Consider the following 21,536-nt stretch of genomic DNA (forward strand, 5'->3'; position numbering starts at 1 on the left):
TTTATAGAACCGTCATGCCCTTATATCAAAATGGCGAAGAGCTCTCATTGTTTTTGATATAGGAAGGCCCATGACTGAATAATAATCTCCGTCTATTTTCTTTACAAAAAGCGCGCCTCTTCCTTGGATGCCGTATGCACCTGCTTTATCCATCGGCTCTTTTGTTTCAATATATGTCCAAATCTCTTCTTCACTGAGGGACCAAAACGCAACTTCTGTCTTATCATAAAAAGTCTCGCTGTGATTTTCAGCTTGAATGCTGACCGCGGTTATTACTGAGTGACTTCGGCCTGAAAGCCTCCGCAGCATAGAAGCAGCTTCTTCTTGATCCTGCGGTTTGCCAAGGCATTCGCCGTCAAGGCATACCATTGTATCAGCACCGATAACGATTGCATGCGGGTGGAGATCAGCTACAGCCTTAGCTTTTTGTTTTGCCAACCATTGGACGTTTTCTTCTGGTGAAAAGTTTCGATTTAATTTTTCTTCTACTTCACTGACAATAATGGAGTAGGGCAGCTGGAGAAGATCGAGGAGTTCTTTCCTGCGCGGAGATTGGGATGCAAGTATTAGCGGTTTTGTCATGTTCGTCATCCTTTCAGGGTTTGCTTAAGAAAAAAAGATACTCGTTTATCCTACCAAATCACGAGGCTTGTCACAATTTCAGAAAAATAACTTTTTCATGACAAAATAAAAAAAGCCTGTCACTAAAGGACGAAGGCTCAGGGCACTATCTCTTATTTAACGACGGCTAACAGCTCCTGCTGAGCCTTCCATCCGGCTTCAGCACTTGGGTCTTCTAATTCCTTTAAAGCCTGCAAAATCGCTTTTTTCTCTCCTGTTTCTGACGCTTTTGTTTCACTAAGCGACTTTTCTATTTTCTCTACACTCGCTTTTGTAATGTCTTCGCCGAGAATCGCCTTTGCTGCAAGCTCAGCTGTTTCCTTAAAAGAATCTGTCATATCTGACTCTATTGGTAAGGAAAGCTCCTTGCCTCCCCAGGCTTCAAAATCACTGTCGATTAAAACCTGTCCTAACTGCTGTGAGACATCCTTATCACTGGCTAAGCCCGCGATGACATACGTATACCCGTCATCCTTTGACAGTGACACGGCGGAATATCCTTTTTCGGTCAATTGTTCTGTTAACGTTTCGGCACCCTTTTCATTTGAAAATTTTCCGGCTTGTACAGCGTATGTTTTATATGTACCTTCAGTTTGCGCCGCTTGTTTTTCTGTGCCTGAAGTTTGTTTATCAGTTGAAGTATCCCCTGCTTTTGCCGTTTGGCTGCCTAGAGAATCCTCTAAAGAGGCCGGTGCTGACGCTTCTTTATTCCCCGATATGTTTAACGCGAATAGCCCTAATCCAGTGCCAATGACAGCCGCGAAGGCAATCGTCGCAGCCACTCTTTTTACTGGTTTGGCAGTCCCGGTCTTTCCTTTTGCATAAGACTTTGTTTTTTTCTTTTGAAAAGGAGGAACAACTTTTGGGTCCTCTTTAAACACCTTGTCTTCCTCTGAATCCCAATTGAATTCATCTTCATCAGGATGTTCCTGGGATGCCGCAACCTCTTGTTCTGCCTGTCTTTTTTCCTCCCAATTTGAAAATGTCATGCTTTTATCCGCCTCTGTCTCAGGCGTCTCTTGTTCGTAAACCGTCTCTTCTTTTCCATTAATCGTCACCTTGAGGGCTTTTTCTGCGGCTTTACTGTTTTTTTTATTCTTTCTTTTTTTCAATTCCGCTTCCTCCCTTCATTTGCTTGACCGTTCTTGTCGGCTTTTCATGCTACACACTTTAGCACAGGCAAAGAAAAAAAGAACAAGACTTTTGTCGCCTTGTCCAAAAAACGTTCGTCAAATTTTTCAGCAGTCAGCCCAATGCCATTTTGATATAAAAAGAAATGATAGAGTCACCGTATAAATAGGCTAAAATGCTCCCTGCGGCTATAGCGGGGGCGAAGGGAAGCGGCTGCCTTTTAGCGAGTCTACCAGTCAGAACGGCTGCCGCTCCATATAATGCACCTATCAAAACAGAAAAGAAAAAGGCAGCTGCCAGCATTTTCACACCAAGCACAAAGCCAATCACCGCAAATAATTTAATATCTCCTCCCCCTACCCCCCCATGGGTGATTGCGGCAATTACAGCCAGAAACAGAAATCCGGCTGCCGCACCTAACAGGCCTGCATACCAGGAATCAAGCGGAGAAATCAATCTCGCGGCCGCCAAAAAGGGAAGAAAGAAAATCAATATTCGATTTGGAATCAGCATAAAATGAAGATCTGTCACTGCAACAATAATGAGAAGAGAGATAAACACCACAGCGGGAAACAGTTCCAGCGACGTGCCAAAACGTATTCCTGCGGCGGCAAATAAACACGCTGTCACAAGCTCTGCTGCGGGATACATAAAAGAAATCCTATGCCCGCAGCTTTTACATTTACCTTTTTGAAATAGGAATGACAGGATGGGAATTAATTCTGCAGGAGTTAATGTCCGCCGGCAAAACGGGCATGATGAACGAGGCGCAATAATAGATAGATGTAAGGGGATACGGCACCCGGCCGTATAGTAAAAAGAACCAAGGATAAGCCCAAAGATAAAAAGAATGGATAGCATAGACAACACACCTTTACTCATTGAGTTCTGGTATGGATTGTAGCAAAATGGACATCCTGAGCTCCAATTGGGAATATTCAATTTTACACATAAAAAAACGGCAGAATCTTTTTTTGATTCTGCCGGAGCCGGATGCTTTTATTTCAACCTTTTTCGAATGTCAGAAATAAAGTAAAGAGATCCGGTAATCAGCACAATTTCATTTGAGCCCTTTTTGCTTTCTATGAATTTGATCACATCGTCTGGATCTTCACTCCAGCTTTTATTGCTGATTTCACTTGCATCATAGAGATCTTTTGCAAGAGAAGCACGCGGGAAATCAAAAGAAGCAAAATGAATCGCATGAGCAATGGTTTCCAGTCTTTTAATCATGTTCTGATACGGTTTGTCCTTTAACGCACTAAACACCACAGAAATGCGTGAATTGGCGAAACGCTGCTTCATCGTTTCCGCCAGCTTTTCAACACCTTCTTCGTTATGCGCACCGTCTAAATATACCGGAGGATGTTCCTGAACAAGCTCTAACCGTCCCGGCCAAGCAGCCTTCACAAGCCCGCTCCTTAACGCTTCGTCACTGATATGGGCGATATTCTCCTTATTGAGCCACTCCGCAGCCAAAATGGACAAAGCAGCATTTTGTCTTTGATGGGTGCCAATCAGAGATGTCCGAATATCTTCATAGCATTTCTCTTCCGTTTTGAATGAAAACTGTTCTCCTGCAGGCAGAGCCTCTTCATTGAAAATAACACATGCATCATGCAATGACTGGAACGGCGCAGCATGCCGTTCGGCTTCGTGGCGGATGACCTGTAAAGCTTCCGGCTGGGTAACTGCTGTAACGATTGGAATACCTTCTTTAATAATACCGGCCTTTTCTCCTGCAATTTCTTCAATGGTGTTTCCCAAAATGTTCATATGATCGTGTCCGATGCTTGTAATCACAGTTAAGAGCGGTTCAACCACATTAGTAGAATCGAATCTACCGCCCAAACCTGTTTCAAAAATAACAAAATCGACCTTATGAAATTCTGCAAAATATAAAAATGCACAGGCCGTCATAATTTCAAATTCTGTCGGCTGTCCGTATTCCGTTTGATCAAGGGCTTCAACGTGCGGTTTCATTTGATTGACGAGTGCTGTCCATTCCTCATCTGAAATCGGTATCCCGTTTACGCTGATCCGTTCATTAAACGTAATAATATAAGGCGATGTAAATGTTCCAACCGTATATCCGGCTTCCTGCAGCATAGAACGGATAAAAGCGACAGTTGATCCTTTACCGTTTGTTCCTGCGACGTGGAACGCTCGGATTTTTTTTTCAGGATGTCCTAACCGCGCCATCAGCTGTTTCATTCGGCCAAGTCCGGGCTTCACCCCGAATTTCAGCCTCCCGTGAATCCAGCTGCGCGCATCTTGATATGCAGTAAACAATGATAATCCCCTCTTTTATAAGACAAGGCGGTTTCTCTAGAAACCGCCCCGGCTTTTCATTAACCCTTCAGCTCAGCCATTCGTTTTTGAACAGCGTCACGCTTCGCCACATAATCTTTTTCTTTTTCACGTTCTTCATCAATTACGTGTGCAGGCGCTTTTTTCATAAATCCTTCATTTCCAAGTTTCTTTTGGACACGCTCAACTTCTTTTGTCAGTTTATCAAATTCTTTTTGCAGACGGGCAATTTCTTCATCAATATTGATTAAGCCTTCAAGCGGAAGAATAACCTCTGCTCCTGAGACAACGGCCGTCATCGCCTTATCAACAGCCTCAATATCGATGCCAATTTTAAGCACGCTCGGATTCGTAAAGCGTTCAACATATGAACGGTTCGCTTCGAGGCGGGCTGCTATTTCGTCTGTGCTTGTTTTAATGTACAGTTCAACCTGCTTGCTCATTGGCGTATTGACTTCACTGCGGATATTGCGCACAGAACGGATCAGCTCAACAAGAAGCTTCATGTCAGCTGCCGCTTCAGTATCGGTATGCTCCTGCACTACTACAGGCCATTGACTTACTGTAATCGATTCCCCTTGGTGAGGAAGGTGCTGCCAAATTTCCTCCGTTAAGAATGGCATAAACGGATGGAGCAGACGCATCGTTTGATCAAGTACGTAAGCAAGGATGGAACGGGTAGTTTTCTTAGCCGCTTCGTCTTCTCCATAAAGCGGAAGCTTCGCCATTTCAATATACCAATCACAGAAATCATCCCAAATAAAGTTATATAAATGGCGTCCTACTTCACCAAATTCATATCGATCAGCAAGCTGGGTCACGTGCTCGATCGTTTCATTTAATCGCGTTAAAATCCACTTGTCAGCGACTGACTTTTCGCCTGACAGATCAAGCTCATCGTACGTCATGCCATCCATATTCATTAATGCAAAACGGGAGGCGTTCCAAATTTTATTGGCAAAATTCCAGGTCGATTCCACTTTTTCATAGCTGAAGCGCAGATCCTGGCCAGGAGAGCTTCCAGTCGCAAGGAAATAACGCAGAGAATCGGCTCCGTACTTGTCAATCACATCCATCGGGTCGACACCGTTGCCAAGAGATTTACTCATTTTCCGGCCTTGCTCGTCACGGATTAAGCCGTGGATTAAAACATCTTTGAACGGGCGCTCGCCTGTAAATTCAATGCCTTGGAAAATCATGCGTGATACCCAGAAGAAAATGATATCGTACCCTGTCACGAGAACATCTGTCGGATAGTAGCGTTTAAAGTCTTCAGCCGTTACATCAGGCCAGCCCATTGTGGAGAAAGGCCATAGCGCAGAACTGAACCATGTATCCAGTACGTCTGTATCCTGTTCCCAATTTTCGCTGTCTTCCGGCGCTTCAAGCCCGACATATAGCTCGCCTGTTTCTTTATGATACCAGGCAGGAATACGATGGCCCCACCACAATTGACGGGAGATACACCAGTCGCGGATATTTTCCATCCAGTGTAAATACGTTTTTTCGAAACGGTCAGGCACAAAGTTGACCTTTTCTTCTTTCTTTTGCAGCTCAATCGCTGCATCAGCAAGCGGCTGCATGCGCACAAACCATTGTGTAGAAAGATAAGGCTCCACAACAGCCCCGCTTCGTTCACTATGGCCGACAGAGTGCATATGATCCTCGATCTTGAAGAGAACTCCCGCCTCCTGTAAATCTTTCACGAGCTTTTTGCGGCATTCAAAACGATCCATACCTTGATATTGGAGCGCATTTTCATTCATCGTGCCATCTTCATTCATGACAAGGATGCGTTCTAAATTGTGGCGGTTGCCAAGCTCGAAGTCGTTCGGATCATGAGCAGGCGTAATTTTCACGGCACCTGAACCAAATTCCATATCAACATAGTCATCACCGACAATCGGAATTTCACGATTGACAATCGGCAGGATCACCGTTTTTCCGATAAGGTGTTTATAGCGCTCGTCTTCAGGGTGAACGGCAACAGCTGTATCACCGAGCATTGTTTCAGGACGTGTCGTCGCAATTTCAATTGAGCCTGAACCGTCAGCAAGCGGATAGCTCATATGATAGAATGCGCCTTGAACATCCTTGTAAATCACCTCAATGTCGGATAGGGCTGTTTTTGTCGCTGGGTCCCAGTTAATAATATATTCGCCTCTGTAGATCAGGCCTTTTTCATAAAGCTTAACGAATACTTCCCTTACCGCTTTGCTCAAGCCTTCATCCAGCGTAAAACGTTCACGGGAATAATCTAGGCCAAGACCTAATTTCGCCCACTGGCTGCGAATAAAGTCAGCATATTCTTCCTTCCACTTCCACGTTTCTTCGAGGAATTTTTCACGGCCTAAATCGTAGCGGGATTTGCCTTCTTCACGAAGTTTCGCCTCTACTTTAGCCTGTGTCGCGATGCCGGCGTGGTCCATGCCAGGAAGCCACAGCACATCATAGCCCTGCATGCGTTTCATTCTTGTTACAATGTCTTGCAGCGTTGTGTCCCATGCGTGGCCAAGGTGAAGTCTTCCTGTTACGTTTGGCGGCGGGATGACAACAGAGTATGGCTCTTTTGTCTGGTCACTGCCCGCTTCAAAAAATTTGCCTTTTAGCCAAAAATCATATCGGTCTTTTTCAACCGCTGCCGGATCATATTTCGTCGGCATTGTTTGTTCATTCGTTTCCATCATAACCCTCCAGCATGTTTAAAAATGGCTGAGAACGAAAAAAGAGCTCTTCATCCCTGTAAAAGGACGAAAAGCTCTTTCGCGGTACCACCTTTTTTCATGAACTCTATCAGTTCATGCACTTATAACGGATAACGGGTGTTTCCCGAATTTCTCTACTCTTCTTTCAAGAAATTATGCTCCCGGGCGACCTTCCAATCAGACAACATAAGAAGCCTTTCAGCAAACGGCTTCTCTCTCTGCATGCGCCTTTTTTGTACTCTTCCCGTTCTAAGCAGGTGTATTTATCAGCTCATTGTATACATTATTTATGTTCTTTATTATAGTAAAAGTGTTTTTGATTCGTCAATCATCTTTTCCAAAAACACCGCTATCTATACAGATGGGCAGGCACCTATTGCCCAAGTTTACATATGATGCTTGTAAATGCGTAGAGGAGGATGCACCGTGAAGAAACGTTTCAGCTCTTATTCGCTGCCGCCATGGGTAAGGCAAATTCGGCTTGTATCCGCACAAGTGATTATTCCCATTACGATTTTTCAAGGAATCAGAACCATTTTCTTTCCGACAACCTTTGATGTTTTACTGCTCGCAATCCTAATCTTTTTAGCTTGCGCCCTTCATTTAGAATGGATATAAACAAACAAGTCCGCGCCATTAAGACGTGGACTCGTTTTCAGCCTGAAATTTTTTCTCTTGTTCAATCTGATGAATTTTCATCACAAACGGCTCTATATTTTTCATTTGCCAATAAGCCTTTAATAATTGTGTACATTCCTCTTTTTCATGCTGTCTTTTCCCAGTTTGATAACCGTTCAGCACCTTGTACATGGCTGCCGGATATGCCATATAGCTGAGAAAAAGGCTGACTTCCGCTTCACGCAAAGGGAATGATTTCGTATATCCATAAAACCATTCGACGCATTCCGGACAAGCTTTCGGAAAGCCCCTGAACATTTTTGTATAAAAGCCGAGCAGGTCGTTTTGCGGCGGACCGACAGATGCTCTTTCGAAGTTTGTAAAATATCCGGTCCCGGCATCATTATACAGAAAATGGTGTATAGACAGGCTGCCGTGGTTCATTACAACCCTTGAAACGTCCTTTTCCTTTGCAGACTCATACCAGTCCTCCAGCCGTTCCAGCGCAAAATTCACCGCCGAAATGGTTTCTGAAAAATAGGTTATGGCCTGGAGTTCAAAAGGAGAAAGGTACCATTCCTTCTCCGCTCTATCCACAAACTGCTCATAGAAAATTTTATCTTGTTCCCACTTTTTTTTCGTTTGCCCGTAATAACGTTCAATCTCATCACGTCTAACCTTTAGTTCCTGCGCGGTTCTCTCGTGAAGACGGGCTGTTTCTCTAAATAAATAAGCATGTTTCTGATCCCGCTCTTCCTCTTGGTCAAATTGGAGCCAAGGCATTAAATAGTAAGTATCTCCGTATTGTATGCCTGCTGAGAAAAACTCACCGCTATTTGTTCTGTAAACGGGAACGAATGAACGAAAGCCTTTTTCCTCAATCGCCACCATATGATCTGTAAAATGCTTGCCGCGACCCTCTTTCAATTTTTTCAGGGCAAATACACCGTAGTCTGTATACACTTTCCAAACAAGAGGACTGACAGGCTCAATAAATTGAGCAGTCAGTCCGTATTCCTGAAGAACCGATTGGGTATCTTCCATTTCATTCACCACATTTTCCGATCGCTTACGGTTTACGCATGGCTATTTTTATATTGAGGAATATAGAGAATCTGTCCTGCTTTTAATTCATCATCCAAGGCTAAAGAATTCATCCTGATCAGCTGCTGGGATGTAATTTCATACCGTTCGCATAAACGCTCGATCGTATCTTCCTGCTGCACAATACAAATTTTCATTCTCGAAAACTCATCCGCTTCTTTTGTAAAGAGTTTTGTTAAATAAAGAGAATTATCACTTTCCTTTGTTTGAGGTTCCTTCGTTTCAGCAGCAGGAGCAACCCTAGGAACAGCATCCGTTTCCTTCCTTTCAGTCTCAGAAGATTCAGGCAGCTGGAAGGATTGAAAAGGTGTTTCTTCCTTAGGCTCTTCAGCTGATGGTGTTTTTCTCACTTCAATTTCGAAGCTCTCTTCCTCTTGTTCTTCCTCCTCCAGCAGCTTAGGCGCTGAATAAAAAGAATCCTCCTCTTCTTGTTCAGGCAGGAAGGTACGGTATGCCGGTTCAGGCAATTCTTCTTGAGATGCCTCCTCCGAGCTTGTTTTTTGATTGAAATGGAAATGTAAATCGGCATTGTCATTCTCCATATATACAGCTGAAGCTGTTTCTCTGCTATCTTCTACGGAGAGAGCGGCCTCTGATACACTCTCAAAAGCTTCATCCGGTTCCGCCTCTTCTTGGCAAAGCGCAGGATCAGCCTGATCCGATTGAGCTGCTTCTTCATTTTGAGCCTCTTGGCGCAGCGCATATTCATGATTAGGAGACACTGTTGTTTCCGCTTTTTCCTCTGCAATCACAGTCTCTGAATGAAGCTCAGCTTCCAAAGCAGGCGATTCTTCTGCTCCAACGTGTTCACGAAGCTCAGTCTCCGCTGGAGAGTCTGCTTCTTCACGAACATCCGCTATTGCAGCTGCCGGCTCTGCCGTTTCTTTTTTTGCTTTAACGATCTCTTGAATCTCTATTTCTGAAGGATCAGGTTCTGGCTCAGATTCTTCTGTTTCCGATTCAGCACGAACCTCCGTTTCCGGCACAGCAAGCTCTTCTGACTCTTTCACATCTTCTCTGGCCTCTGGTTCTGAAGCAACCGATTCAGGCGGCTCAGATTCTGCTTTTTCTGTCTCCAGTTCTTCACGGAGCCCCGCTTTCGAGATAAAAAGTTCTGGCGGTTCGGCTGGCGGTTCATGCTGAAGAACTGCTTCCTCTGCCGATGATGCACCCGGTTCTTCTACTACACTATGTGCCGGCGGCTCTGAAAGCTCTTCCTCCCTGAATGCCGCAGGAGCTTCATATAAAGGTATCTCCGGCTCTTTGTCTTGCGTATCATCCAAAAGCCCTTCAATCGCTAAATCAGCTTGAATTGTTAAAATGCGCGAATCCGTCAATTGATAGTCAAATGCGTCAATAAAGACGAAGACATCCTGTAAATGGCTCACTTTATTTTTCGGAATGGTAATATCCACAGGAAAACAGTGAGTCAGTTCCGCACTTCCATCCTCTCTCTTTCTGACTTGTTCAACAAACCGCTTATCTGTATAAATCTCTTCGGTATGTTTGTTTTGATCTATGTTGTACTCACCTGTAAGTTCAAGCGATCCTATGATTGATACATAATCATTTACTTCCTGAACCCTAATATCAGGATCTAATGAAATAGAAAGCAGTTCAGAAACTTCCTGTCCTTTTTGGAAACAGATCGATTCTTCTACAGAAAATTGCAATCGATGATTTTGCGGCAAGTTCATATCCTCCTTTCATCTAATCCTTAAAATTAGATGTCACTAAAGGTGTATGTATGAACTGGAGAAAATATGAGTGGGAGAGCACGAAAAAACCGGCACAAGGAGTCCTTGATACCGGTTTTCACTCTTATCTGCGGCTGATCTCAGCAAATACTTTCTCAGCTGCCTGGATTGTGTTTTCAATATCTTCATCAGTATGGGCCGTTGAGAGGAAAAGACCTTCGAATTGTGATGGCGGAAGGAATACCCCTTCATTTGCCATCCCTTTATAATAGCTTGCGAACAGCTTCAAATCAGATGATTTCGCTGTTTCATAATTGATGACTGGTTCGTTTGTAAAGAAGAAACCGATCATCGAACCTGCACGGTTAAAGGTATGCGGAATGCCATGAGCCTCGGCAGCTTTTGAAATTCCTTCTTCCAGTCTGTCGCCTTTTTTGATGAAATTCTTGTAGGAATCAGGTGTCAGCTGTTTCAATGTCTCTAAGCCAGCCGTCATCGCAAGCGGATTGCCTGACAATGTACCAGCTTGATAGATCGGGCCGCTTGGAGCGATCTGCTCCATGATTTCTGCCTTTCCGCCATAAGCGCCGACAGGAAGTCCGCCCCCGATTACTTTTCCTAAACAAGTCAGATCAGGCGTTACGCCGAAGTAGCCTTGAGCGCAGTTATAATCGACCCGGAAGCCAGTCATCACTTCATCAAAAATCAGCAGGGAGCCGTACTGCTCAGTGATATCACGCAGACCCTGCAGGAAACCTTCTTGCGGCGGAACAACACCCATATTTCCGGCAACTGGCTCTACAATGACTCCCGCAATGTCTTCACCGAATTGCTGGAAAGCAAGCTTTACACTTTCTAAATCATTGTACGGAACGGTGATGGTGTTTTTCGCAATGCCTTCAGGCACCCCCGGGCTGTCAGGCAGTCCGAGAGTGGCAACACCTGAACCAGCTTTAATCAAGAGAGAATCGCCGTGTCCGTGGTAGCAGCCCTCAAATTTTAAAATCTTGTTGCGGCCCGTATAGCCCCTTGCCAAACGGAGGGCACTCATTGTAGCCTCTGTTCCGGAGCTTACCATTCGTACAATTTCTACAGATGGCACACGATCAATGACGAGCTTAGCCAGTTCATTTTCTACTTCAGTCGGAGCACCGAAGCTTGTCCCATATTCAGCCACTTTTTTGAGGCTTTCTACGACGCGGTCATTTGTATGCCCTAAAATTAAAGGCCCCCATGACAAGACGTAGTCAATATATTCATTCCCGTCAATATCAAAGATTTTCGAGCCTTTTCCGCGCTCCATAAAAATCGGGTCCATGTCTACCGATTTAAATGCGCGAACGGGACTGTTCACACCGCCCGGCATGAGTTTTTGTGCTTCTTTAAAAGCCGTTTTTGATTTTTCATAGCTTCTCATCTGCCTCAACTCCTATCAACTGAATAAAATTACTCCGCAAGCCATTTCGCTGCGTCTTTCGCATGATACGTAATAATCAGGTCGGCACCCGCGCGCTTCATGCTTGTCAAAATTTCCAACACAATTTCTTTTTCTTTGATCCAGCCGTTCTGCGCTGCAGCCTTCACCATTGAATACTCTCCGCTTACATTATAAGCGACGAGCGGCAAAGTAAACTCATTTTTTACGTCACGCATGATATCCATATAAGAAAGCGAAGGTTTGACAATCAAAAAGTCCGCGCCTTCCTCGACATCTGATTGTGCTTCGCGGAGTGCCTCCATACGGTTGGCAGGGTCCATCTGATATGTTTTGCGGTCTCCGAATTGCGGTGTGCTGTTTGCTGCATCACGGAACGGACCGTAAAACTCGCTAGAATATTTCACAGCGTAAGACATGATTGGAATATTGACGAATCCTTCTTTATCAAGTGCTTCTCTGATCACTGTAACAAATCCGTCCATCATGTTTGATGGCGCAATGATATCCGCACCTGCTTTCGCTTGGCTGACAGCTGTCTGCGCCAAAAGCTCCAGCGATTCATCATTGAGAATGACTCCGTCTTTGACAAGTCCGCAATGGCCGTGGTCTGTGTATTCGCACAGGCACGTGTCAGCGACAACAACCATTTCAGGGAAGTGTTCTTTAATTTCTGTGATGGCTTTTTGGACAATTCCGTGATCATGGTACGCTTGTGTTCCGCAATCATCTTTTTCTTCCGGGATGCCGAATACGATAACAGATTGAATGCCCAGTTTGACCAGCTCCGCTACTTCATCCTTCAATAAATCTAATGATACATGGTAAACATCAGGCATTGACGGAACAGCTTTTTTGCCTTCCAGCCCTTCAACGACAAAAATCGGATAAATAAAATCTGATGGATGCAAACGTGTTTCCTTTACCATTTCTCTCATTGCTTTTGATGTCCGCAGGCGGCGGTGTCTATTAAATGATTGACTCATATTCTCTCTTCCTCTCTTGACATGCTGCACATTAATTCAAGCATGCCATCTATTGTAAATGTATCAGGCGTATGCGATGTGATGCCGTACGTCAGAAGGGCATCATTTGTTAAAGGCCCAATGCTGATACAGGCCGTCCCATTCGCCTTCCACTTTTTTAATTCTTCTCCCAAGACATGCATAAACGTATGTACGGTTGATGAACTCGTAAATGTTACATAGTCAAAGGAATATTGACCCGCAGCGTCTTTCAGTTCCTCAATGCCTTCTTCATCCGGAATCGTTTCGTAGAGAACCCATTCCTTTACTTCAAAACCGAGCGGGACAAGCTCTTGTTTTATCACATCACGTGACAAATTCCCTTTCATCACGGTAATGGGCTCCCCCGGTTCAGCATGCTGTTTAAGAGCGTCAGCCAATTGTTCAGCAATATACTCCTGTGGCATCACATCAACCGATACGTTATGCGTTTTTAAACGGCGGGCGGTTTTTTCACCGACGGCTGCAATTTTTTTATGCGCAGGGAGAATAAGCTGATTTTCCTTCAGATAAGAAAAAAAGAAGTCTGCCCCATTCACACTTGTAAAAACAAGCCAGCCTGGCGCGGCAAGATCCTCACTTACCTGTTCCGCAACATCATTCGGCAAAGCGCGGCGAAACGTAATCAAAGAGGTTAAAACCGCTTTACCGCCAAGCGCCTCCACTTTTTGCTGAAATGATGTTGCCTGTGCCTTATTCCGGGTGACAAGCACTGTTTTTCCTTCCAACGGAAAATCATTTTCCATCCTCATCAAGCTCCCGTTTTACACGATCAATTAAATCTTTTGCTCCTTTGTCAGCCATAAGAGCGGCACAGCGCTTTCCTACTTCCTCCGGATCGTTTCCGGTGACGGTTTCTTTAAAAATGATTTTGCCGTCAGGTGAAGCGACAAGACCTGTCATTTCAATTTCATCCTGTCCATTTAACACGGAGTAGCCCGCGATCGGAACCTGGCAGCCGCCCTCCATCGCGTTTAAAAAAGCACGTTCCGCTAAGACAGTCCGTTTTGTATATTCATCTGTAAACTGAGAAAACAACGCCAACAGCGCTTCATCCGATTCTCGGCACTCAATCGCCAGTGCTCCCTGCCCCACAGCAGGCAAACAGCGCTCTGGCTCAAGGAATTCGGTTACGACATCTTGCTTCCACCCCATTCTAGAAAGGCCGGCAGCCGCTAAAATAATCGCGTCATAATCCTCTGTTTCCAGCTTTTGAAGTCTTGTATCTATATTACCTCTAATCCATTTAATTGTAAGGTCAGGGCGCTCAATCAAAAGCTGCGCGCTTCTTCTTAAACTGCTTGTGCCAATGACAGCACCTTCCTTCATTTCTGAAAGCTTTACGCGATTCTTTGAAATAAGGGCATCACGCGGGTCCTCCCGTTCAGGAATGCAGCCGATCACAAGGCCTTCAGGCAAAACAGCAGGCATGTCCTTCATGCTGTGCACTGCCATATCAATCTCTTCGTTTAAAAGCGCCTGTTCAATTTCTTTGACAAACAGCCCTTTTCCACCCACTTTTGAGAGTGTAACATCGACAATCCGGTCGCCCTTTGTCACGATCTCTTTAATTTCAAAAGCAAACGAAGGATTGATTTCCTTCAGTTTTTGAATAACCCATTTTGTTTGAGTCATAGCGAGTTTGCTTCGTCTGGAACCTACTTTAATCGTTCTCATCATTTCTTTCCTCCCGAATCTGCTTGGGACATCGTTTAACTGAACCAATGGAATTGCGACAGGCTTCCAAGCAGGAAATAATTGATCATCAGCACCAGAAAACAAGCCGTATTCCACAGTGCAGCGACCTTTCCTTGCAGCTCTTTAATCAGCCTGATATAAAGATAATAGCTGTACAGCAGCAGGACGACAAACGAACCAAGCACTTTGGCGTCAAACCAATACAGCGTTTCTAGTGAGACATATGCCCATATGACGCCGAGAATCAAACTCAGCAGCAGCATCGGAACCCCGATGACATTTAAAACATACGCCATATAATCAAGCTTAGATAAATCTTCTATTCTCAACAGCCATTTTCCCCACTTTTTCTTTTTCAGCAGATGATATTGAAACATATATAGCACAGAAAAAACGAAAGAAAGGGAAAAAGCGCCGTATGAAAGAATCGCCATTGTAATATGAATCACCAAAAGCTCGGATACAAGCTGCCCGGAAAAAGCAGCTGACTGCTGCTCTGTCGGTGAAAATGTGTGAATGGCGATCATAGAAAATCCTATAACATTTGTAAAAAACACGATAAAGTCAACACGTAAAAGCTTTGTCAGTACAAGTGACAGCGTGACAAGCACCCAGGCATAAAAATAAAGCGCCTCTGTCACATTTAATACCGGAAACCGCCCCGTCACCCACATAAAATAGGCCAAATACACGGTTTGCAGAGTCCAGACAATAGAAAGCAACCAGAAGGCCATTTTTCCAGCCTTCCGGTTGTGTTGAAGAAAATCTATAAAATAAAAGAGTACACTTAACGCGTAAATGACGATTGTCCCCTCATTAAGTCTTGCCATTGCAGTATCAATCATTCAGCTTTCACTCACTTACAAGTGGGCTAAAGCCCGCTTTTGATTCAGCCTTCTTAAAAGAGTGGATCTTCTGGCTGCTTTCAACGGTTTTCATCATTTGACGGCCCGCAGCTTCTTCAATATCAAAAATCTGCATAAACAACGCGAGCTTTTCTTCAGAATCAGCATCTGCCGCAAGCTCTTTCACCTTTAAAATCGGATCACGAAGCATTTGGTTAATAATACTTTTGGTGTGTTTGTTCAACAGTTTTTTCTCTCTTGTGCTTAAGTGAGGCAGCTTACGCTCAATGCTGTCCATCGTTTCTGACTGGATGGCAAGCGCCTTTTCGCGCAATGCAGAAATAACAGGCACAACACCAAGTGTATTCATCCATTGTTTAAATTCCACAATGGTTTCTTCAATTAACAGTTCAACTTTTTCAGCTGTTTCTCTCCGCTCTTTCATGTTCGCTTCTACAATGCCTTCCAGATCGTCGATATCATAAAGAAAAACACCTTCAAGATCATTCAGCGCCGGATCTAGATCTCTAGGCACGGCAATGTCGACCATAAACAGCGGACGTCCCTTGCGAAGCTTATTCGCGTTTTCCATCATCTCTTTGGACACGACAAATTCACTTGCACCGGTTGAACTGATTAAAATATCAGCCTCCGCAAGCGCGCTTTCAAGCTGATTCAAGCTTCTCGCTTCACCTGAGAAACGGTCTGCAAGCTCCTTCGCTTTCAAGTATGTTCGGTTAATGACAGTGACCTTGCCGATTCCCTGTCCGTGCAGGTTTTCCGCAGCAAGCTCGCCCATTTTTCCCGCGCCGAGAATCAATATGTGCTTGCTTGAAAGATTTCCGAAGATTTTTTTAGCAAGTTCAACTGCAGCATAGCTTACTGACACCGCATTTGAGCCAATGTCTGTTTCGGCGTGAGTCCGTTTGCCCACTGTAACTGCCTGCTTAAACAGCTCATTAAAAATAGTCCCGATCGTTTTTTCTTGCTGAGCTGTTTTAAAGCTGTCGCGTACCTGTCCGAGAATCTGCGTTTCGCCAATCACCATAGAGTCAAGTCCGCAGGCTACACGGAATAAATGCTCAACAGCGGCATCGCTCTCATAAAACGTTAAGAACGGTGACAGCTCTTCTTTGCTTAATTGAAACCAATCAGCTAAAAACTTTTTTATATAATAACGGCCGGTATGGAGCTGGTCGACTACCGCATAAATTTCAGTGCGGTTGCAGGTTGAGACAATGATGTTTTCAAGAATGCTTTTCTCTTCTTTCAGCTGCACCATTGCTTCTGCCAGCTCATTCGGCTGAAAACTTACTTTTTCACGTATCTCAATAGGGGCGGATTTATAATCTACTCCCACAACAAGTATATGCATCGCTCTAATTACACCCCCAACACCCAATCTTAATTTATAATCATTCTAACATAGAACTCATTATTTATAATAATTATAACATAGTTTCTTTCACAAAATGTGAACAGATTTTAAAATTCTTATGCTATATTAGAAAAAGCTTCAGGGAAAAGAAGCATTCCTATTGACAATACCAAAAACAGCAGAAATTTACTACACATCAGCTCTAAAAAACAAGAAGGTGATATGCATGAAACAAAAATCAATTTTATTCCCTTGTCTGCTGCTTGCCGCTTCTGTATATGCATGGCTAGAAAGCGGTCAAGCCGAACTGTTTTCAGGGCAGGATCAATGGCCTGTTCTCCTCATGTTATTAGGCGCAGCCTTTGTATATCAAGGAAAAAAAGAAGCCGTTACACCCCATTTTTTTATTGGTTTACTTCTCTTCGGGATCGGTTTACACTTTTTTGCCAAGCCGAAATGGGTATGGTGGCCGGATGATTTTGAAATGCTCCTCTTTATGATCGGCTTCTCACTTCTCGTTTCAACCGTTCAAAAAAAAGAATATGTATATGAAGCTGTGTCGATGATTTGTTTTTCCCTGTTTTTATACTTTTTCAAACAAATTATGGCATGGCTTGAGTCTGCGCATATTCCAACAGCGCTTCTGAAGGAGTATTGGCCGTTTGTCTTTATTGGAATCAGTTTATTGTTATTATTGATAAAACGAAAAAAATCTATACGATAAATAAAACCGGTAGAGAATCGGGACTGACCCCATAAGATGAGACAAATAAAAACACCTTCAAGTTTGAATACGGATGATTGTTATCCGAAATTAGACTTGGAGGTGTTTTTTCTATGGGGACAAGAGTGAGTTATCCGGTTGAAGTGAAACAGAAGGCTGTAGAAATGAGATTGGCAGGCGTACCTATGAAAGAGATCATGCAGGAGTTGAATATCAAAAATAATACGCAGATTAAGACATGGGTCAGATGGTATAAGGCTGGTGATACACATCGATTTGAACAGCCTGTTGGTAAGCAATACACTTATGGAAAAGGTCCGGAGTATTCTTCCGAATTAGAGAAACTGCAGGCAGAGAATCGATATCTGAGACAACAGAATGAAGTGTTAAAAAAGTACAACGAATTGGAAAGGAAGTTGATAGCCAAACGTCAGTCGAACTTGTAGAAGAATTGCACAGCACAATGACCGTGCAGGATATCTGTATTCATTTAGGTATCTCTCGCTCGTCTTATTATCGTTGGAAGAAGAATCTGAAGAAAGATCATCCCAAGCGCCATTTAGAAAAACAAATCGGCACGTTGTGCCGAGAGCACCAGTATCGATATGGATATCGAAAAATCACAGCTATATTAAAAAAGAGAATGTGTATTAACCATAAAACGGTTCAGCGTATTATGCAGAAAAATCAGTGGCAGTGCCGGGTTAAGGTGAAAAAGCGCAAGAAGAATGGGCAGCCATATGCCGTGGTCGACAATATATTAGATCGGAACTTTCAGTCTGATCATCCTCTTGAAAAACTAGTAACAGACATCACGTATTTGCCTTATGGACAGAAACAATTGTACCTTTCCAGTATATTGGATGTATATAATGGAGAAGTGATTGCTTTTACGATTGGAGATAAGCAGGACACAGACTTTGTCTTACACACACTTGATCAACTGCCAACACTGCCTGAGAACTGCGTGTTACATAGTGACCAAGGATCTGTGTATACATCTTACGAGTATCAGAAAGCTGTTAAAACAAAAGGCATTACCATGAGCATGTCCCGCAAAGGGACACCCGCTGATAATGCCTCCATCGAATCGTTTCATTCCTCACTAAAGTCTGAAACGTTCTATCTTAACAGCATTGATCGAACCACGACCGCCATCGTAGAACGCACTGTCATAGAATACATTCATTATTATAACAATATTCGTATTCAAACGAAACTAAACAACCAATCACCGATAAATTATCGGCAATTGGCTGTTTAAAAGGTGTTTTGATCCCTGTCTCAAAAACGGGGGTCAGTCCCAATCCTCTACCGGTTTATCATTTTTTTGATCGCTCCCCAAGCTTCGTCTTTTCCCTTTTTCGTTTCTGAGGAAAAGAGAATGAGCTCGTCTTCCGGATCAATATTTAATGTTTGTCGGACAACCTTTGCGTGTTTGTCCCATTTGCCTTTCGGGATCTTATCCGCCTTTGTAGCGATAACAATAACAGGAATGCCGTAATACTTTAAGAATTCATACATCTGTACATCATCATTAGATGGCGCATGCCGCAAATCAACGATCTGCACCACAGCTTTTAATTCTTCGCGTGTCGTGATATAGGTTTCAATCATTCTGCCCCATGCTTCACGCTCAGACTTTGACACTTTGGCAAAACCGTAGCCCGGCACATCCACAAAATGCAGCTCATCATTGATAATGTAGAAATTAAGCGTTTGTGTTTTTCCTGGCTTTGACGACGTTCTCGCAAGATTTTTGCGATTGATTAATGAATTGATAAAAGACGATTTTCCTACGTTCGATCTTCCGGCCAATGCGATTTCCGGAAGCCCCCCTCCAGGGTACTGTTCCGGTTTTACTGCACTGATCACGATTTCTGACTTTGTGACTTTCATTTCTTCTCTCCTACTAAGGCATGTTCCAAAACCTCGTCTAAGTGGGACGCCAATATAAATGTCAGCCCCTCCCTGACGCTTTCCGGAATATCCTCTATATCTTTTTCATTATCTTTAGGCGCAATAATGGTCGTTAATCCCGCTCTATGTGCGCCAAGCGCTTTTTCCTTTAAGCCGCCGATCGGCAGCACGCGCCCGCGAAGCGTGATTTCCCCAGTCATGCCGACTTCACGCGAAACCGCCCGTCCCGTTAAAGCAGAAACAAGCGCTGTTGCCATCGTAATACCGGCTGACGGACCATCTTTTGGCACCGCACCCTCTGGTACATGTATATGAATATCATACTTCTCATGAAAGTCAGGTTCAATGCCAAGTTCTTCTGTTTTGGATCGCACATAGCTGAATGCAGCCTGAGCAGACTCTCTCATAACATCTCCGAGCTTTCCTGTCAGGATTAATTTCCCTTTTCCCGGTGAAAGCGATACTTCAATCGAAAGCGTATCTCCGCCAACGGTTGTATACGCAAGCCCTGTCACTACACCAACTTGATCCTCTGTTTCAGCTTGTCCATATCTGAAAATGCGTTTTCCGATAAAATCTTGAAGGTTCTTCTCAGTAACCGTAATTCGTTTTCGCTCTTCAGCAACAATGGCTTTTGCAGCTTTACGGCAAATTGCGGCAAGCTGGCGTTCAAGGCTTCTTACACCCGCTTCTCTCGTATAGTAACGAATAATATCAAGAATCGCCTGATCACGCAGCTGAAGATTGCTTTTCTTCAGCCCGTGTTCTTTGATTTGCTTTGGAAGCAAGTGATCCTTTACAATTTCAAGTTTTTCTATTTCTGTGTAGCCTGCGATATTAATAATTTCCATTCTGTCTCTGAGCGGGCCCGGGATTGTGGCCAAATTGTTCGCCGTTGCGATAAACAGCACTTTGGATAAATCAAAGGTTTCTTCAATATAGTGATCACTGAAGCTGCTGTTTTGCTCTGGATCAAGCACTTCAAGCATAGCGGATGATGGGTCTCCTCTAAAATCAGATGACATTTTGTCAATTTCGTCTAATAAGAAGACCGGATTCAGCTTGCCCGCTTTTTTCATCCCTTGAATAATACGTCCAGGCATTGCTCCGACATAGGTCCGTCTGTGTCCGCGTATCTCTGATTCGTCCCGAACTCCTCCGAGTGAGATTCTGACGAATTTGCGTCCCAAGCTTTTTGCAATTGATTTGGCTAAAGACGTTTTTCCGACACCTGGAGGTCCTGCCAAACAGAGAATCGGGCCTTTCAGGGATTTTGTCAGCTTCTGGACAGCCAAATATTCTAAAATACGTTCTTTTACTTTTTCAAGCCCGTGGTGCTCTTCGTCCAAGAGACGTCCTGCTTCTTTCAAATCAAGCTTATCATCTGTTTCATCCGTCCACGGAAGAGCAACCAGCCAGTCGATATAGTTGCGGATCACAGAGCTTTCCGCAGAACTTGACGGAATTTTTTCATATCTGTTCAATTCTTTAAGCGCTGTTTCTTTCACATGATCAGGCATGCCTGCTTCTTCGATTTTTTCCGTCAGCGTCTGAACTTCGCCAGTTTTGCCTTCTTTATCGCCAAGCTCTTTTTGGATCGCCTTCATTTGTTCACGCAAGTAGTATTCCTTCTGCGTACGCTCCATCGAACGTTTGACGCGCTGGCCGATTTTTTTCTCAATCTCCAGCACTTCTTTTTCATTATTAATAAAATCAATGACCTTGTTCAGCCTGTCTTTGACATCAGCCGTTTCTAAAATATCCTGCTTATCCTTTAGTTTAAGGGGCAGATGAGAAGCAACGATGTCTGCCATTCTCCCCGGCTCTTCGATATCAGTAACCGCGGCGTACGTTTCGGCCGAGATTTTTTTAGAAATTTTTATGTACTGATCAAAGTGGTCTAGCAAAGTCCGCATCAATGCTTCGTCTTCTGTATCTTTTGAATCATCTTCATGAATAAGTTGAATGTCGACCGACGTGTAATCCTCGTGTTCATTGTATTTGACGATCTGGGCGCGCTTTAAGCCCTCCACCAACACACGAATCGTACCGTTCGGAAGCTTCAGCATTTGCTTAATTTTTGTATAGGTGCCGACAGTGAAAATCTCGTCTTCACCAGGTTCGTCTATCGAAATATCCTGCTGAGTGGCTAAAAATATCATATGATCATGCATCATTGCCTGTTCAAGAGCCTGAACCGACTTGTCACGTCCTACATCTAAATGCAAAACCATCGTCGGGTACACTAATAAACCTCTTAAAGGGAGGAGCGGAATGCTGCGTTTTAATTCTTCTGCCATGTGACTGACACCTCCGTGACTTTAG

Annotated in this window: 18 protein-coding genes and 1 other annotated feature; of the genes, 3 read left to right on the top strand and 15 right to left on the bottom strand. The window is 43.9% G+C overall.

Annotated elements, in window-relative coordinates:
- Window positions 1-12: 12 nt before the first annotated feature.
- From NSQ09_RS19780 to valS, 5 genes are all read right to left on the bottom strand, one after another.
- Entirely contained in the window at window positions 13-582 is a 570-nt protein-coding gene (locus NSQ09_RS19780) for a Maf family nucleotide pyrophosphatase (protein ID WP_004398496.1), read from the bottom strand.
- 152 nt (window positions 583-734) lie between these two features.
- Entirely contained in the window at window positions 735-1,733 is a 999-nt protein-coding gene (spoIIB, locus tag NSQ09_RS19785; protein ID WP_103330181.1) for a stage II sporulation protein SpoIIB, read from the bottom strand.
- 133 nt (window positions 1,734-1,866) lie between these two features.
- Complete coding sequence (locus NSQ09_RS19790; protein WP_026113741.1) at window positions 1,867-2,613, bottom strand: prepilin peptidase; 747 nt, start codon at window positions 2,611-2,613, stop codon at window positions 1,867-1,869.
- Between the two features lie 138 nt (window positions 2,614-2,751).
- Entirely contained in the window at window positions 2,752-4,044 is a 1,293-nt protein-coding gene (locus tag NSQ09_RS19795; RefSeq protein WP_003229640.1) for a bifunctional folylpolyglutamate synthase/dihydrofolate synthase, read from the bottom strand.
- A gap of 59 nt (window positions 4,045-4,103) precedes the next feature.
- Window positions 4,104-6,746 (bottom strand): valine--tRNA ligase, encoded by a 2,643-nt coding sequence (valS, locus tag NSQ09_RS19800; protein ID WP_257986702.1) that lies wholly within the window; start codon window positions 6,744-6,746, stop codon window positions 4,104-4,106.
- Window positions 6,747-6,805: 59 nt separating this feature from the next.
- Window positions 6,806-7,028: a binding site (T-box leader), on the bottom strand.
- A 165-nt stretch (window positions 7,029-7,193) separates the two neighbouring features.
- On the opposite strand from valS, the gene NSQ09_RS19805 reads away from it, so the two are divergent.
- Window positions 7,194-7,385, top strand: coding sequence for a hypothetical protein (locus tag NSQ09_RS19805; protein WP_003222590.1), 192 nt, complete (start codon window positions 7,194-7,196; stop codon window positions 7,383-7,385).
- A gap of 18 nt (window positions 7,386-7,403) precedes the next feature.
- On the opposite strand, the gene cotN is transcribed toward NSQ09_RS19805, so the two are convergent.
- The 8 genes from cotN to hemA all read right to left on the bottom strand — a co-directional run bounded on the left by cotN (window position 7,404) and on the right by hemA (window position 16,564).
- A complete protein-coding gene (cotN, locus tag NSQ09_RS19810; RefSeq protein ID WP_033882934.1) occupies window positions 7,404-8,429 on the bottom strand; it encodes a spore coat protein CotN in 1,026 nt (341 codons plus the stop codon).
- A 32-nt stretch (window positions 8,430-8,461) separates the two neighbouring features.
- The gene (gene spoVID, locus NSQ09_RS19815) at window positions 8,462-10,180 is read right to left on the bottom strand and encodes a spore coat morphogenetic protein SpoVID (RefSeq protein ID WP_341032469.1); all 1,719 of its coding nucleotides are present in this window, start codon (window positions 10,178-10,180) and stop codon (window positions 8,462-8,464) included.
- A 130-nt stretch (window positions 10,181-10,310) separates the two neighbouring features.
- Window positions 10,311-11,603 carry a glutamate-1-semialdehyde 2,1-aminomutase gene (hemL, locus tag NSQ09_RS19820; protein WP_015384279.1) on the bottom strand — a complete coding sequence of 431 codons (1,293 nt, stop codon included), beginning with the start codon at window positions 11,601-11,603 and terminating at the stop codon, window positions 10,311-10,313.
- Window positions 11,604-11,632: 29 nt separating this feature from the next.
- Window positions 11,633-12,607 (bottom strand): porphobilinogen synthase, encoded by a 975-nt coding sequence (gene hemB / locus NSQ09_RS19825; protein WP_015483525.1) that lies wholly within the window; start codon window positions 12,605-12,607, stop codon window positions 11,633-11,635.
- Entirely contained in the window at window positions 12,604-13,392 is a 789-nt protein-coding gene (gene hemD, locus NSQ09_RS19830) for a uroporphyrinogen-III synthase (RefSeq protein ID WP_021480246.1), read from the bottom strand. The genes hemB and hemD overlap by 4 nt, the downstream gene beginning before the upstream one ends.
- Window positions 13,382-14,326 (bottom strand): hydroxymethylbilane synthase, encoded by a 945-nt coding sequence (gene hemC / locus NSQ09_RS19835; RefSeq protein WP_021480247.1) that lies wholly within the window; start codon window positions 14,324-14,326, stop codon window positions 13,382-13,384. The genes hemD and hemC overlap by 11 nt, the downstream gene beginning before the upstream one ends.
- A gap of 32 nt (window positions 14,327-14,358) precedes the next feature.
- Window positions 14,359-15,189: a cytochrome c biogenesis protein gene (locus tag NSQ09_RS19840; RefSeq protein WP_003222575.1), complete on the bottom strand. Its 831-nt coding sequence runs from the start codon at window positions 15,187-15,189 to the stop codon at window positions 14,359-14,361.
- 7 nt (window positions 15,190-15,196) lie between these two features.
- Entirely contained in the window at window positions 15,197-16,564 is a 1,368-nt protein-coding gene (gene hemA, locus NSQ09_RS19845; RefSeq protein ID WP_041336248.1) for a glutamyl-tRNA reductase, read from the bottom strand.
- 229 nt (window positions 16,565-16,793) lie between these two features.
- On the opposite strand from hemA, the gene NSQ09_RS19850 reads away from it, so the two are divergent.
- Both NSQ09_RS19850 and NSQ09_RS19855 read left to right on the top strand, forming a co-directional pair.
- A complete protein-coding gene (locus NSQ09_RS19850) occupies window positions 16,794-17,291 on the top strand; it encodes a hypothetical protein (protein WP_003229624.1) in 498 nt (165 codons plus the stop codon).
- Window positions 17,292-17,404: 113 nt separating this feature from the next.
- Window positions 17,405-18,555 (top strand): IS3 family transposase gene (locus NSQ09_RS19855; RefSeq protein ID WP_087614160.1). Its coding sequence is split into 2 segments (ribosomal slippage): window positions 17,405-17,678 and window positions 17,678-18,555, totalling 1,152 coding nucleotides; the frame shifts between segments, so codons are not numbered across the junction.
- Window positions 18,556-18,602: 47 nt separating this feature from the next.
- Here the strand turns inward: NSQ09_RS19855 and yihA are convergent.
- Both yihA and lon read right to left on the bottom strand, forming a co-directional pair.
- A complete protein-coding gene (gene yihA / locus NSQ09_RS19860; RefSeq protein ID WP_041336250.1) occupies window positions 18,603-19,190 on the bottom strand; it encodes a ribosome biogenesis GTP-binding protein YihA/YsxC in 588 nt (195 codons plus the stop codon).
- Window positions 19,187-21,511, bottom strand: coding sequence for an endopeptidase La (gene lon, locus NSQ09_RS19865; RefSeq protein WP_014480468.1), 2,325 nt, complete (start codon window positions 21,509-21,511; stop codon window positions 19,187-19,189). The genes yihA and lon overlap by 4 nt, the downstream gene beginning before the upstream one ends.
- Window positions 21,512-21,536 lie beyond the last annotated feature (25 nt).

The organism is Bacillus sp. FSL W8-1202, from assembly GCF_038006165.1.
In the GTDB taxonomy this organism is placed as follows: domain Bacteria; phylum Bacillota; class Bacilli; order Bacillales; family Bacillaceae; genus Bacillus; species Bacillus subtilis.

What these genes read in the sequence shown, in the direction of transcription:
- hemD (WP_021480246.1), bottom strand. Translation starts at nt 13,392, where the DNA reads ATGGAAAATGATTTTCCGTTGGAAGGAAAAACAGTGCTTGTCACCCGG.
- lon (WP_014480468.1), bottom strand. Translation starts at nt 21,511, where the DNA reads ATGGCAGAAGAATTAAAACGCAGCATTCCGCTCCTCCCTTTAAGAGGT.
- NSQ09_RS19790 (WP_026113741.1), bottom strand. Translation starts at nt 2,613, where the DNA reads ATGCTATCCATTCTTTTTATCTTTGGGCTTATCCTTGGTTCTTTTTAC.
- hemA (WP_041336248.1), bottom strand. Translation starts at nt 16,564, where the DNA reads ATGCATATACTTGTTGTGGGAGTAGATTATAAATCCGCCCCTATTGAG.
- NSQ09_RS19850 (WP_003229624.1), top strand. Translation starts at nt 16,794, where the DNA reads ATGAAACAAAAATCAATTTTATTCCCTTGTCTGCTGCTTGCCGCTTCT.
- yihA (WP_041336250.1), bottom strand. Translation starts at nt 19,190, where the DNA reads ATGAAAGTCACAAAGTCAGAAATCGTGATCAGTGCAGTAAAACCGGAA.
- cotN (WP_033882934.1), bottom strand. Translation starts at nt 8,429, where the DNA reads ATGGAAGATACCCAATCGGTTCTTCAGGAATACGGACTGACTGCTCAA.
- valS (WP_257986702.1), bottom strand. Translation starts at nt 6,746, where the DNA reads ATGGAAACGAATGAACAAACAATGCCGACGAAATATGATCCGGCAGCG.
- hemB (WP_015483525.1), bottom strand. Translation starts at nt 12,607, where the DNA reads ATGAGTCAATCATTTAATAGACACCGCCGCCTGCGGACATCAAAAGCA.
- hemC (WP_021480247.1), bottom strand. Translation starts at nt 14,326, where the DNA reads ATGATGAGAACGATTAAAGTAGGTTCCAGACGAAGCAAACTCGCTATG.
- NSQ09_RS19780 (WP_004398496.1), bottom strand. Translation starts at nt 582, where the DNA reads ATGACAAAACCGCTAATACTTGCATCCCAATCTCCGCGCAGGAAAGAA.
- hemL (WP_015384279.1), bottom strand. Translation starts at nt 11,603, where the DNA reads ATGAGAAGCTATGAAAAATCAAAAACGGCTTTTAAAGAAGCACAAAAA.
- NSQ09_RS19840 (WP_003222575.1), bottom strand. Translation starts at nt 15,189, where the DNA reads ATGATTGATACTGCAATGGCAAGACTTAATGAGGGGACAATCGTCATT.